Origin of the sequence: Streptomyces dryopteridis, assembly GCF_049606955.1 — a bacterium.
Lineage (GTDB): Bacteria > Actinomycetota > Actinomycetes > Streptomycetales > Streptomycetaceae > Streptomyces.
The window spans coordinates 20,259-33,372 of sequence record NZ_CP187113.1 but is presented as its reverse complement, the minus strand read 5'-3'; the positions used below and the strand labels follow the sequence as shown (position 1 = coordinate 33,372).

At 73.7% G+C, this 13,114-nt stretch carries 13 protein-coding genes; 6 read left to right on the top strand and 7 right to left on the bottom strand.

Going from position 1 to position 13,114, the window contains the following annotated elements:
• Positions 1-161 precede the first annotated feature (161 nt).
• Positions 162-986 (bottom strand): hypothetical protein, encoded by an 825-nt coding sequence (locus ACN20G_RS00175; RefSeq protein WP_424210620.1) that lies wholly within the window; start codon positions 984-986, stop codon positions 162-164.
• 281 nt (positions 987-1,267) lie between these two features.
• Complete coding sequence (locus tag ACN20G_RS00170; protein ID WP_424210619.1) at positions 1,268-2,707, bottom strand: amidase; 1,440 nt, start codon at positions 2,705-2,707, stop codon at positions 1,268-1,270.
• A gap of 141 nt (positions 2,708-2,848) precedes the next feature.
• Here ACN20G_RS00170 and ACN20G_RS00165 point away from each other — a divergent pair, with 141 nt between their 5' ends.
• Together ACN20G_RS00165 and ACN20G_RS00160 are read left to right on the top strand one after the other, a co-directional pair.
• On the top strand, positions 2,849-3,034 hold the full coding sequence (locus ACN20G_RS00165) for a hypothetical protein (protein ID WP_424210618.1): 186 nt from the start codon (positions 2,849-2,851) through the stop codon (positions 3,032-3,034).
• A 157-nt stretch (positions 3,035-3,191) separates the two neighbouring features.
• Entirely contained in the window at positions 3,192-3,938 is a 747-nt protein-coding gene (locus tag ACN20G_RS00160) for a VOC family protein (protein WP_424210617.1), read from the top strand.
• Positions 3,939-4,013: 75 nt separating this feature from the next.
• Here the strand turns inward: ACN20G_RS00160 and ACN20G_RS00155 are convergent, their stop codons facing one another.
• The 4 genes from ACN20G_RS00155 to ACN20G_RS00140 all read right to left on the bottom strand — a co-directional run bounded on the left by ACN20G_RS00155 (position 4,014) and on the right by ACN20G_RS00140 (position 7,115).
• Positions 4,014-4,211 (bottom strand): SPOR domain-containing protein, encoded by a 198-nt coding sequence (locus tag ACN20G_RS00155; RefSeq protein WP_424210616.1) that lies wholly within the window; start codon positions 4,209-4,211, stop codon positions 4,014-4,016.
• Positions 4,212-4,221: 10 nt separating this feature from the next.
• Entirely contained in the window at positions 4,222-4,491 is a 270-nt protein-coding gene (locus ACN20G_RS00150) for a hypothetical protein (protein WP_424210615.1), read from the bottom strand.
• Between the two features lie 181 nt (positions 4,492-4,672).
• Complete coding sequence (locus ACN20G_RS00145) at positions 4,673-6,313, bottom strand: ADP-ribosyltransferase domain-containing protein (protein WP_424210614.1); 1,641 nt, start codon at positions 6,311-6,313, stop codon at positions 4,673-4,675.
• Between the two features lie 121 nt (positions 6,314-6,434).
• Positions 6,435-7,115 carry a macro domain-containing protein gene (locus tag ACN20G_RS00140; protein ID WP_424210613.1) on the bottom strand — a complete coding sequence of 227 codons (681 nt, stop codon included), beginning with the start codon at positions 7,113-7,115 and terminating at the stop codon, positions 6,435-6,437.
• A gap of 349 nt (positions 7,116-7,464) precedes the next feature.
• Here ACN20G_RS00140 and ACN20G_RS00135 point away from each other — a divergent pair, with 349 nt between their 5' ends.
• From ACN20G_RS00135 to ACN20G_RS00120, 4 genes are all read left to right on the top strand, one after another.
• Positions 7,465-8,793: an MFS transporter gene (locus tag ACN20G_RS00135; protein WP_424210612.1), complete on the top strand. Its 1,329-nt coding sequence runs from the start codon at positions 7,465-7,467 to the stop codon at positions 8,791-8,793.
• A 36-nt stretch (positions 8,794-8,829) separates the two neighbouring features.
• Positions 8,830-9,876, top strand: coding sequence for a 5'/3'-nucleotidase SurE (locus ACN20G_RS00130; RefSeq protein WP_424210611.1), 1,047 nt, complete (start codon positions 8,830-8,832; stop codon positions 9,874-9,876).
• A 155-nt stretch (positions 9,877-10,031) separates the two neighbouring features.
• On the top strand, positions 10,032-11,264 hold the full coding sequence (locus tag ACN20G_RS00125) for a serine hydrolase domain-containing protein (RefSeq protein ID WP_424210610.1): 1,233 nt from the start codon (positions 10,032-10,034) through the stop codon (positions 11,262-11,264).
• 102 nt (positions 11,265-11,366) lie between these two features.
• Entirely contained in the window at positions 11,367-12,302 is a 936-nt protein-coding gene (locus tag ACN20G_RS00120; protein ID WP_424210609.1) for an LppU/SCO3897 family protein, read from the top strand.
• Here the strand turns inward: ACN20G_RS00120 and ACN20G_RS00115 are convergent.
• On the bottom strand, positions 12,287-13,036 hold the full coding sequence (locus ACN20G_RS00115; protein ID WP_424210608.1) for an SAM-dependent methyltransferase: 750 nt from the start codon (positions 13,034-13,036) through the stop codon (positions 12,287-12,289). The two genes, ACN20G_RS00120 and ACN20G_RS00115, sit on opposite strands and share 16 nt — an antisense overlap.
• Positions 13,037-13,114 lie beyond the last annotated feature (78 nt).

Genomic DNA, 13,114 nt, shown 5'->3' with positions numbered 1-13,114 from the left:
GACCCCCTCTGCGGCGCCCGACTCCGACACGCTCCGGGACAACCCGGGCACCGAAGCCGGCACCGTACCAAAGGCCCCCCGGCCCCCTCACCCGCCCGCGCCCACCCTCCGCGCCGGTCAGCGACCCGGCCCGGCCCGCGCCCTCCGCGCCCGGCCGGCGCTCACCCCGCCAGGAACCGCCGCAGGGACCGCGCCATCCCCCGCACGAACGCCTCCCGCGTCCCCTCCGGAACCAGCTCCAAGGACAGGTACGGGTTCAAGTCCTCCAACTCCACCAACAACAGCTCGCCCTCCCGGGTCCGGCACGCGTCCACCCGCTGGATCCCCGAGCCGAGCGTGTTCCACCGCACGAAGGTCCGCGCGAAGGCCACGTCCGCCTCGCTCGCCGGGTACGGGGCCAGCTCCCACCGGCGCTCCGGGTCCGGCGCGTACAGCGCGTAGTGGAAGTCCTCGTCCACGAAGTAGAACGACACCTCGTAGCGGAAGTCGATCCGAGGCTGCACCAGCACCTCCTCCCACGCCCGCGCCGACAGCTCCTCCCGGCCCACGAACTCCAACCCGATGGAGTCCGCCCCGGCCTTCGGCTTCACCACGTACTCGGCCACCTCCGGCAGCCGCCCGAGGTCCGCCCGGCGTTCCACCGTCGGGATCACGGCGTGCCCGGAGGCCGTCAGCTCCGTCAGGTACCCCTTGCCCGCCATGTCCCCGCGCCCGGTCAACGGGTTGTAGACCCGCACCCCCTCGCGCAGCGCCCGCTCCCGGAACCGCGCGTACTCCCGCGCGTAGTGCAGCACCGGCCCGCTGTTGCGGACCACGACCGCGTCGTGGTCGCCCATCAGCTCCGCCGCGTCCAGAGGATGGCACAGGGCGAGGGTGAACCACTCGCGCAGCCGGGAGGTCAGGAACACGTCCTCGTCGCCATAACGACGACCCCGGGCCGCGTAACCCAGGTCGGTGACGAACAGCAGGCGGGGGCGGCTGGACACGGGGCGACTCCTCGATCGAACGTACACTCCAATCTAACCGGACCGGCCCCCACCCCACGGAGCGACGAACCACCCGAGAAGCCCCCCGCACCGGCCCGACTCGCCGTCGCGCCGAGCACTCCCACCATCACCACCCCGCGGGCCTCGCGCGCCCACCCCGATCCGCCCCTCGCCGAGACCCGCGCGGCCTTCACCGCGCCACGCCCACACCGGCCTGCCCGGTGCCCTCCCCGAGCTCGCGCGCCTCGCGCGCACCCTGCCGGCTTCCGGTGTCCCCGCCGTCACCACCCCGGCGGCCACACCCCCGCCCACCCCCGTGCCCCCTCCAGCGCCGCAGCCACCGCGAACAACAGCGGCTCCGAGGACTCCGGCCCCAGCAACTGCGCGCCCACCGGCAGACCCGCCGCAGTGAACCCGGCCGGCACGTTCATCGCCGGCCACCCCAGCACGTTCCACGCCCACGCGTAGGGGCACGCCGCGATCATCGCCCGGTCCGTCTCCCACGCCCCCAGGCCGGCCATCTCCCCGATCCGCAACGGCCCGACGGCCGTCGTCGGAGTCAGCACGAGATCGTGCCGTCCGAACACCTCCCCGACCCGGTGCCGCAGCCCGGCCTCCGCCCGCCGCGCCCACCGCAGGGGAAGTCCGCCGAGCCGCCGTCCGGTCCGCATCGCCTCGTGGGTCCGCGGGTCGAGCACGGACGGATCGGGAACCCGCGCGCCCCAGTCCCGGATCCCGGCCGTGGCCCGGGGCACGAACGTCAACCCGATCGGCCCGTACCGCGGCTCCTCCGGCACCACCTCGTGCCCCAAGCCCTCCAGCGCCGCGGCGATCTCCTCCACCGCCGTCCGCACCCCCGGATCCAGCGGGGCCGCCGTCGCCGTGAACGGCGGCCGCCAGGACAACGCGATCCGCAACCGCCGCCCCGGACCCGCCATGGCGGCCTCGTACGCCCGCACCGGCACCGGCCGGTCCCGGTCCCGCGGGCCGGGACCGGCAGCGGCGTCCAGCAACAACGCGGCGTCGGCCACGGTCCGGGCCAGCACCCCGTTCACCGTCAACCCGCGGAAGGACTCCGGGTCCGGCCCCGTCGAGATCCGCCCCCGCTGTGGTTTGACCCCCACCAGATGCGTCCAGGCCGCCGGAATCCGCACCGATCCGGCCCCGTCCGAACCCAGCGCCCCGCCCACCAGCCCCGCCGCCACCGCCGCCGCCGAACCGCCCGAGGAGCCGCCCGGCGTGTGCCGCGGATCCCACGGGTTGCGGGTCACCCCGAAGGCCGGGCCCTCCGTGAACGGCCACTGGCCCAGCTCGGGCGTGGTGGTCTTCCCGACGATCACGGCCCCCGCCGCCCGCAGCCGCCGCACCGCCTCCGCGTCCCGCCCCTTCGGAGCGAACGACCCCCCGCACCCGAACGCCGTGGTCTCCCCGGCCACGTCCATGTCGTCCTTCACCGCCACGGGCACCCCGAGCAGCGGCGCCCGCTCACCCCGGGCCAAGCGCGCGTCCGCGATCGCCGCCTCCGCCAACGCGGCCTCGGCCCGCACCACCCGGAACGCGTTCACTCGTTCCCCGGCCGCCGAGATGCGCGCCAAGGCCCACTCCACGAGCGCCACGGAGGTCACCGACCCCTCGCCCAGGGCCCGCGCCTGCGCCGCCGGCCCCTCGGACCGATCCGGCGAGTCCACCCGCAGCCCGTCCCGCTCCGCACGCGTCGGCATCACAGCCCCCTGTTACCCTTCGGTAGCCAATGCTGTGACGGTAGACGCCCGCACACCATCGGGGCCAGACCCCGACACCCACCCACACCCATCACGGCCCGGCCCCGTCCGTCGGAGCCGCGGAACCCGGGGGAGAAGCCCATGACCACAGCGATCCTCGTCGCCCTCGTCGCGCTCGCCCTCGTCGGCCTCGGCTGTGTCCTGTGGGCCGAACACGGCGGCCCCCGCTGGACCACGGCCGTCGCCCGCGCCACCCTCGCCGCCGGCACCGCGGTCCGCGTCGCCCTCACGTCACGCTCCCGCCGAAACGACGCCCCCTCGGACTGACGGAACGTCAACACCGCGCCCGGAGCGTCGACCTGGCCCGCGTGACGAACCGTCAATCGTCACCCGAACGTGCCGCCCCCGCCCGCCGAACCCCCCGCCCCGATGTCGTATCGTCGCCATCTCACCGACCGCCCACGGCGACGCACGGAGGAACGGGATGACCCCCACGGACCCCGGCGGCACCATCCGATGGACGCACGCATTCATCGACCGCCCCCACGAACGCTTCGACCCGGCGGCCCGCTTCTGGACCGCCGTCACCGGCACCCGCCTCTCCCCACGACGCGGACCGGACGCCGAATTCGCCACCCTGCTGCCACCCGCCCCCGAGCACGACCCCTGTCTCAAGATCCAAGGAGTCGCCGGCGGCCCCGGCGGCGCCCATCTCGACCTCGCCGTCGAGGACATCGAATCCACCGCCGACCGCGCCCACGGCCTCGGCGCCCGCACCCTCCACGAGGAAGAGGACCTCATCGTCCTCGGCTCACCCGCCGGCCAGGCGTTCTGCCTCGTCCCCTGGAACGGCGAGACGCGCGCCCCCGACCCCTTCGACGGCACCCTCGCCGACCAGATCTGCGTGGACGTGCCCGCCGCCGACCACCAGCGCGAGACCGCGTTCTGGCGCGCCCTCACCGGCTGGCGCCTCACGGCCGGCACCCGCCCCGAATACCGCGCCCTGAACCCGCCCGCCCGCCTCCCCGTCCGCCTGCTGCTGCGCCGCCTCGACACCCCCGGCCCTCTCACCGCCCACCTCGACCTCGCCTGCGTCGACCGCGACGCGACCCGGGCCGCCCACGAGAAACTCGGCGCCGACTTCGTCACCGAGCACCGCGCGTGGACCGTCATGCGCGACCCCGCCGGCGGCACCTACTGCCTGACCGACCGCCCCCAACGCCTCACCTGACCCGCACCCGGGGCCGTCCCGAGCGCCCACCCGCGCACGGGACGGCCCGAAGGGCGCGGCGGGCGACCCACCCCCTCACACCCCGGGCTTCCCGAGGGCCGGATCCTCCCCCAACGACTCCACCCAGTACATCTGCTTGTGCCCCCGGGCCTCCAACCCGTCGGCCACCTCCCGCGCCTCCTCCCACGTGCCGTACCGGCCCACCCGATACCGGTTCCCGTGGTCGTCCCGCCGCACCACGATCCACCCCGCGTCGCCCGCCGTCCCTCTCACGACCCCCACCTCACACCTCCACGTACACCACGAGCACGAGCGACCGCAGGGCCGTCGCGTAGTACACGACCCGCACACCCGTCCCCGGGTCCACGTGATCGCACAACAAGGTCTCGGGAATCGGCCGCCCCAACCCCGGGTCCGCCGCGATCGCCCCGAGCACCGCGTCCACCCGCCGCGTCTCGGCCGCGTCCAACGCCCCGACCTGCCGCACCGCCGGCTCCACCAGCACGATCCGACCGGACCCCGCCCCCGGCCGGGCCCCGGGCTCAGCGACCATCCCGCACCCCGGCCACCCGACCGCACGCCCGCCCCCAGGCCGGCGAGGCCCGTCGCTCACGCATCCCGCCGCCCCCGAAAACGTCGCCCGAACACCGGCCACCACGGTACCGCCGACCACCGACACCCGGGGCCCGTTCACCCCCGATCGTCGCCCGCCCCCGCCCCCGCCCCCGCCGACCTCACGAAACCATCGGCTCGCCCTCCTCCACCTCCGTCAACCGCACCGTGCAGAGCCCGCCCCGCGCGTTCGTCACCCCCGTCACCCGCAACCGGGTCCCGGGCGCCAGGATGTACTCCTCCTCCCCGGTGAACGCGGAGAACCGCCGGATCCCCACCGCCCGCGCCGGAGTCACCTCGAACAACGTCCGCCTGCCCCGACCCCCGAGGAACGCCCGGGCCACGCCCGGCTCCGAGGTACACGAGGACACCCCCCACCAGGTCACCGTCGAACCCACCGGATACTGCGACCGCAAGTCCAGCGCCACCCCTCGCCACAACGGTCGCGTCCGGGCCGGCAGCCCCGAGACCGCCCCGAACAACAGCCGCAGATAGGGCAGGTACGGCACGACCCGCTCCCGGTCCGGGGACCGCAGCACCGCGTTGATCTCCCGGTAGAACGCCGACTCGCAGGTGTACAGGTACAGCGCGGCCACCGACTCGGCGTCCGGCCCCGACGGCTCCTCCCGCGCCCGGGCCACCCCGAACGCGTGCGAACGCTCCACGTACCGCTCCAATCCCGGCAACACCCGGGACACCGGCTCCAGCGCGGCGCGGAAGTCCACCAACGGCGTGTCGAAGACCCCGGTGATGGCCGGCAGGACCAGGCCCTCGTCCTTGACCCCGCCCAGGCGCTCCAGGTACAGCTGGTGCAATTCCATCGTCGACGCGATGAACGCTCCCATCCGGTCGGAGACCCCGTTGCCACCCGCCCCGGCACCCGGGGTCGACGCGTCCCACCCGACGCTCGGCAGCCAGTCGATCGGATCGCCGCCCACGGAGACCAGGGCCTCGTTCAGGGACCCCAGCGGATCCCCCTCGCAGAACAGGTCGCCCTGGGCCGCCGGGTTCGCGTGGTCGACGTGCCGCACCTCCACCTCGGGATACGCGCGCTGCAACCGCGTCACGACGCTCTTCAGTCCCCGCGCGTGCGCACCCCACCAGGCGAACACCACCCCCCGGTCCTCCGCCGGCCCGTCCCGCTTGGCCCGCAGGATCTCCTCCACGACCCGCTCCGCCACCGGACGCCAGAACGCGGTGTGCCGGTCGATGTCCGAGGTTCCGCCCGTGCCCGCGGTCAGCGACGCGTTCAACAGCAGCACGCCCTGGGTCAACATCGCCTGGAACCACTCCGGCGGCCGGACCGTGTCCTCCTTCGCCAACAGCGCCCGTACCTCGCCCACCGGCGTCTTCTTCGGTATCCCGTACTTCCACATCGCCGCCGCCTTGATGAGGCAGCGGATGCTCACGACTCGGCCGAACCGGCTGTCCTTCCAGTCGGTGAACGTGTTGTCGAACATGGCGATGCCCGTGGCGCTCTCGGGCCGCGGATACGGGTTCTGCCCGAACACGACCACTCGCCACTTGTGCGCCGGCAACGGCTTGAGGGCCTGGAAGGTCAACTCCCGTACCGGGACCACCTCCGCGCCGCGCTCCGGCCCGATGAACTCGGCCGCCCCGGGCCGCCCCTCGATCACCGGCCGCAGCACCTCCGCCCACGGCTCGCCCCCGCCCGCGAACAACTCGGCGAGCTTCAACGGGTCCCCGGGATCCACCGGATCGGGACCGGGCCCGGGCTGGGACGAGACGCTGTTCGTGCTCACGGTGGACGTACTCCCCGAATCCTTGACGGTGTCGGCCCCCGAGGGGCCCTGGGACGTGCTGCCGGGAACCACCCCGGCGACGTGACCGGACGACGGCGCCGAGGCCGTGCCGGCTTCCGGGTCAGTGACGAAAGGCAGGCCGCTGCGGCACGGTGAGACGAACCCGACGGGCGGTGGACGCGGCGTCCTCGATGTCCGCCAACTGCGCCAAGACGGTGGCCCGCAGATCCTCGTGGTCCGCGAACGCGTGGTCCCGGAACAGGGCGTGCCCGGTCCACATCAGGTTCGCGCACACCGCCGCCGGCACCCCGCCCGTCCGTGCCCCCATCCCGACCAGGGCCACCGACCGGATCGACCCCGGCCGCAGCCGATTGCGCTCGTGCACGGCCTGGAACGCCGCCGCGCACGCCAGGGCCACGTTCCCCGTCTCGCTGATGTCCTGGGCCGAGCCCACCATCGTCGGCGTCGAGATCAGGAACCTCGGCACCTCGGCGCCCGAGGGCACGCACACCGCCGCCCCCACCGGCAGCGACCCGCCGAACCGCTCACGGATCGCCCGTTGCACCCGCACCTGGATGCCCGCCCCGAGCCGCCGCTTGATCAGCGCGTCCACCCCGCCGTCCATCCGCCCCCGCGCGTTGGTCGGCGTCACCCACGCGTCCACGTCCACGTCGAGCAGGGAACCGCGCCGTATCTCGACCCCCGGCGTGTCCGCGAACGCCGAGCGCCACGCCCGCACCACGTCCTCGTTCACATCGGTCAGTACCACCCGCAGCCGGTTCTGGGCATGGTTGATCGCCACGATCCACTCCTGTCGGAAGAAGCCTTTCGAACACCCCCGACGCTACGCAGCGCCACTGACAACGCCCCTCCCCGGCAGCCCCGATGACCCACCGTCACCCCCGCCCGACCCCCCTCCGGGCCCCGCCCCGCGCGTCACCCCACCCGTGACACCGCCTCGAACCGCCCCGGCGTCCGTTCACATCACGAATTGATAGCGCCCGTGCACCGCTCTTCCCGCGCTGACACGTGTAAGCCTAGGCTCCCCGTCAACGCGGACCCAGAACCCCCGGTCACGGCGACCCCCCCCACACGTCGTCCCCGATCCCCGCGCCCCCACCCGTTCCGGCACCGCACGGCGAGGAACCCACATGAGCCGTTCACTTCCCGAAGGCACCGCCTCCGCCCTCAGACCCGCCACGCCCGCCCCCGCACCCCCCGAAGGGCGCGGACTCGCCCTCCTCCACCTCACCCTGCCCGTGGCCAACATCGCCCTCTACCTGCTGTGGATGGGCATCGGAGGCTTCCTCCTCCCGATCCAGGTCGCCCGGATCACCGGCACCAACGACGCCGGGGCCCTCGCCGTCGCCGGCGCCATCGGCGCCGTCCTCGCCACCATCGGCAACCCGGTCTTCGGCCAGCTCTCCGACCGCACCCGCTCCCGCTTCGGTCGCCGCGGCCCCTGGATCCTGCTGTGCGCCGTCCTCGGCGCCCTGGCCCTGATCGCCCAGGCCCACGCCGCGACCATCGCCACCCTCGGCCTGAGCTGGGGCGTCGTCCAATTCATCATGAACGGCTACCAGGCCGCCCTCACCGCCGTCATGCCCGACCGCGTGCCCACCCGCAAATACGGCACCTTCTCCGCCCTCGTCGGACTCGGCATACCCCTGGGCACCATCGCCGGCGCCCTCGTCATCGGCGGGGTGCCCGGCGCGAAGTTCGGCACCGACGGGGTCATCGGCGGCTTCGGAGGCCGCTTCACCGGTGCCGCCGGCTACTACCTCATCGCGGCCGTCGTCGTGGCCGCGGCCCTGCTCTTCACCCTGGCCTCACCCGACCGCGACAGCCGCGACCTGCCCCGCGAGCCCTTCAGCCCCGCCCGCTTCCTCGCCGGCTTCCGCGTGGACCTGCGCGCCCACCCCGACTTCGGCTGGGCCTTCGTCTCCCGCCTCGGCGTCCTGCTGGGCTACTTCATCGTCGTCACGTACAACATGTTCCTGCTCGACGACCACATCAAGATCCCCGCCGACGACCTCCTGCCCACCGTCGGCTTCCTGATGATCGTCAACGCCCTCTGCACGGTCCTCGCCTCCGTGCTCATCGGCCCCCTCGTCGACCGCGTCGGGCGGATCAAACCCTTCGTCCTCGGCTCCGGGATCGTCGCGGCCCTCGCCCTCGTCATCCCCATGGTCGCGCCCACCGAGAGCGGCATGATCGCCTACAACATCGTCGGCGGCCTCGCCTTCGGCGTGTACATGGCCGTCGACATGGCCCTCATCACCGCCGTCCTGCCCAAGGCCGCCGACGCCGGCAAGGACATGGGCCTGATCAACATCGCCAACGCCGGCCCCCAGATCCTGGCCCCCGCCGTCGCCGGCTGGATCGTCGGCGCCGGCGGCTACGGAGCCCTCTTCCCCACCGCCGCGGCCATCTCCCTCATCGGCGCCCTCGGCGCCCTCCGCGTCCGCGGCGTCCGCTGACCCGCTCCACCCCTCCCACCCACCCGGAGCCCAGCCGTGAACCCCTCCAGACCCAGAACCCTCACCACCCTCACCACCGCCGCCCTCCTCGCCACCACCCTCGGCACCGCGCACGCCTCCACCCCCACCCTCCCCACCACCTCCCGCGCCCCCCTCGCCGGCCTGCGCGTCCTGCTCGGCAACGACGACTCCATGCGCATGGCCCGCCCCGACGCCTCCGACGGCAAGGGCCTGTACGAGGTCCGTCGAGCCCTCTGCGCCGCCGGCGCCGACGTCGTCGTCATGGCACCCGCCTCCGGCCAGAGCGGCGCCGGCACCAGCGCCACCGGCAGCGGCCGCCTCAGCCTCGAACACCGCACCACCCTGCCCGCCGGCTACGAGAACGACTGCTCCCGCGCCCCCGCCCGCGGCGCGGTCTACGGGGTCTGCAAAGGCGTGGCCCCCTGCACCCCCGCCGGCCCCGGCGCCACCCCCGCCGACACCGTCCGCCTCGCCCTCGGCGGCGCCCTCGCGGCCAAGGCCGGCTGGAAGGACGGCCCCGACCTCGTCGTCACCGGCGCCAACTTCGGCCCCAACATCGCCTCCGTCGTCAACGAGTCCGGCACCGTCGGCGCCGCCCTCGCCGCCATCGACGAAGGGATCCCCGCCGTCGCCCTCAACAGCTCCTACGGCCCCGACCTCGACCGACCGGCCGTCACCGACACCACCTACCGGCGCACCGCCGAATACGGCGCCGACCTCATCGCCCGCCTCCACCGCAGGGCCCTGCTCACCCCCGCCTTCGTCGTCAACGTCAACTACCCCCACCTCGCCGAGGACCAGCGCCCCCGAGGCACCGCCTGGACCTCCGTGGGCACCCGCAAACTCATCCGCAACGCCTACACCTCCGACGACGGCGCCACCTTCACCATCGCCGGCTCCCTGTGCACCCCAGGCGCCCCCACCTGCCGCCCCGAGACCAAACCCGACGCCGACCACAAACGCCTCGACCAAGGCTGGGTCACCATCACCCCCATCACCCCCGACCGCACCTTCACCGGCGCCCAGGCCCTCCCCCTGGCCCGCTACGTCCACACCCTCTGACCCCCCGGCACACGACGCGCCCACCCGGCGGGGCGACCCGGAGCACCCTCCCGGTCGCCCCACCGACCCCACGGCCCACATGGCGGCGCCCCCACCGGCCGCCTAACCTGAGGATGCTGCCCGGATCCTCGTGCCCGACCACAGGAGGCCGCGCCGTGACACCCACCCCCACCCGGCTGCGTCGCCTCTGCGCGACCGCCGCCGCCACCGCCGTGCTCCTGATCCCGGCGGCGACGGCCACCACCCACGCGGCCGACCCGCCGTCCCCCGTACCCACGGCCACCCCCTCACCGGGCGACGACTTCCCCCGCCTCACCCCCGCCGTCGCGGCCCGCCTGGACACGGCCATCCGCGAGGTCATGCGCGTCACCAAGGTCCCCGGCGCCGTCGTCGGCCTCTGGGCGGCCGGCAAGGGCAGCTACGTCCGCACCTTCGGCACCGCCGACCGCGCCACCGGCGCCCCCATGACCACCGACCTGCTCTTCCGGATCGGCAGCGAGACCAAGACCTTCACCGTCACCGCCCTCCTCCAACTCGTCGACCAGGGCAAGGTCCGACTCGACGACCCCATCGGCACCTACATCGCGGGCGTCCCCAACGGCGACCGCATCACCCTGCGGCAACTCGCCGGCATGCGCAGCGGCCTCTACAGCTACAGCTTCGACCCGAAGTTCATCAAGGCCCTCGAAGCCGACCCCACCCACCCCTTCACCCCCCGCCAACTCCTCGACTACGCCTTCGCCCACCCGGTGATGTTCGAACCCGGCGCCAAGTTCTTCTACAGCAACACCAACCTCGTCCTCCTCGGCCTCGTCGTCGAGAAGGTCACCGGCCGACCCCTGCACGAGGTCATCGCGCACGACGTCGTCGCCCCCGCCGGGCTGCGCCACACCCTGTTCCCCACCGGCGCCGAGTTCCCCGACCCCCACGCCCACGGCTACACCGACCAGACCGCCTCGGGCAAGGTCGAGGACGCCACCGACTGGAACCCCTCCTGGGGCTGGGCCGCCGGCGCCATGATCTCCGACCTCGACGACCTCAAGAGCTGGGCCCGCACCCTGGCCACCGGCACCCTCCTCACCCCCGCCACCCAGGCCGAACGCCTCAAGACCACCCCCATGGACCTCCCCGGCGACGGCTACGGCCTCGGCATCTTCAACGTCCAGGGCTGGATCGGCCACAACGGATCCCTGCCCGGCTACGAGGTCCTCCCCGTGTACCTCCCCGAAGCGGACGCCACCATGGTCGTCCTCCTCAACACCGACATCCGCACCGACAACCAGGAACCCAGCACCCTCTTCGGCCAGGCCATCACCACCATCGTCACCCCGCGGCACGTCTACCCCGGCCACCCCGACGAACGAGCCCCGAGCTCGTCGACAGGGTGACCCGAGAGGCTTCGACCGAACTGCTGCGTGGACGCGGCATCCGGGCCACAATGCGGAGGGGGCCGCACGGCGGCCCATCTACCGCGCCCCCAGGAGCAGTTGATGCCCGCACAGGAAATCGACGTCACGATCACCCCGGAGCAGGCCGCTCGCGGAGTCATCCTCACGGTCACCCTGGCGCACGGGCCCGCCCGCGTGCGCATCCCCTCCAACACCGAGGACGGCGAGGCGGTCCACCTCCGCGTGGGGGACACCGAGGTGGTCGCGCACGTCCGGATATCCGCGACCCCGCAGCCCATCACCGACCGCCCCCCGACCCAGCGCCCGCCGACACCCGCACCCGCACCGACGCCGACCGCGGCCGCGCACCCCCGGCCCCCCACCCCCCAACCGCCGGGCCACGGCAACCCCTTCGCCACCCGCCCCATCCCCACGCGAACCCCGGGACCGACCCCGCCGCCCCCACCCCCCACGACCGGCGGGTCCAAGGGCGTCGGATGCCTGATCGGCGTCGGCATCTGCGTCGCCGCCCTCGTCGCCTTCCTCACCCTCGGCACCGGCGACGACAGCGACGACAAGGCATCCGCCTCCACCACGACGACCCCGTCCGCCCCCTACCTCCCACCCACCTACGACGCACCCACCCCCGCCCCCACACCCCCCTCCTCCGCAACCCCGGAAACCACGGAGCCCCAGACCTCGGAACCGCAGACCACGGAAGCCCAGCCCCCCACCCCGTCCGCGACTCCCGAGACCCCCGCGGTCAGGCCCTTCACCCGCGACACCTGCCTCAGCGGCGAACTGCCGAACTCCACGACGGCGCAACGCGTGGACGACGACGTCAAGGAGGTGTCCTGCTCCTCGTCCGAGGCCCACTACCGGGTCATCGGCTCCATCCCGATGACCTCCGACATGGACCGCTGCGACGAGTACCCGCGCACGGAATACGGCTTCTCCAGCCGCTACACCATGGGCGGCACCGTCATCAACGAATACGTGTACTGCCTCGTCGGAATCGGCTCCTACTCCCGCTCCTGACCCGGAACCCGCCCCAGGACGAGGCTGAGGAAGCCGAAACCGTCGCGATACACACGCAGCCACTCGGACAGCCGGGAGGCGGCCGTTTCGAGCGCGGAGGCGCTGTCGGGATCACCGGGACGCTCCAACGCCCAAGCCCCCAACGATCCCCACAGCGCCCATTCGTACGCGTCGAGTTCCCGCCGGTCGCTGACGTGCCCCCGCAGCGGAACCCACCCGTCGGCCACGACCCGCTCCACGGTGCCCGCGAGATCCTGCACCTCACCGAAGAGCCCGACCGCCTCCTGCGAGGGCACCCCGTCCCAGAACACGTCCCCCACCAGCACGCGGCCACCCGGCGCCACGTGCTCCCGCATCGCCCCCAGAGCCGGCAGCAGCCCACCGAACGCATGGGTGGAACCCACGCACAACACCACGTCGAACGGCCCGTCGGACACGTACCCGGCGGCCTCCCGCTCGTGCAGCACGAGCCGCTCCCCGACGCCGAGCCGCTCCGCCGCCTGTCGGGCCCGCTCCAGCGAGACCCCCGAGACGTCGACGCCCTCCGCCCACACCCCCGGGTGCGCGACCAGGGCGCGCAGCAACCACTCGCCGGTGCCGCACCCCAGGTCGAGGACCCGTTCGTCCCCACGCCGGATCACGTGGTCCAACAACAGGCGCACGGACACGTCGTCCAAAGGCGCCTTGATCGGATGGTCGGCATGGGCGATCGCGGAGATCCGTTCACGGTTCATCCCCCCACCCTGCCCGCCCCGATGCCCCCGGCGCATCCGCGTTCGCGGCCCTCACGCCGACGGCGCCCCACCCACGGC

Excerpts from the sequence above, each read along its gene's own strand:
- ACN20G_RS00170 (WP_424210619.1), bottom strand. The coding sequence starts at position 2,707 with ATGCCGACGCGTGCGGAGCGGGACGGGCTGCGGGTGGACTCGCCGGAT.
- ACN20G_RS00165 (WP_424210618.1), top strand. The coding sequence starts at position 2,849 with ATGACCACAGCGATCCTCGTCGCCCTCGTCGCGCTCGCCCTCGTCGGC.
- ACN20G_RS00160 (WP_424210617.1), top strand. The coding sequence starts at position 3,192 with ATGACCCCCACGGACCCCGGCGGCACCATCCGATGGACGCACGCATTC.
- ACN20G_RS00150 (WP_424210615.1), bottom strand. The coding sequence starts at position 4,491 with ATGGTCGCTGAGCCCGGGGCCCGGCCGGGGGCGGGGTCCGGTCGGATC.
- ACN20G_RS00135 (WP_424210612.1), top strand. The coding sequence starts at position 7,465 with ATGAGCCGTTCACTTCCCGAAGGCACCGCCTCCGCCCTCAGACCCGCC.
- ACN20G_RS00120 (WP_424210609.1), top strand. The coding sequence starts at position 11,367 with ATGCCCGCACAGGAAATCGACGTCACGATCACCCCGGAGCAGGCCGCT.
- ACN20G_RS00115 (WP_424210608.1), bottom strand. The coding sequence starts at position 13,036 with ATGAACCGTGAACGGATCTCCGCGATCGCCCATGCCGACCATCCGATC.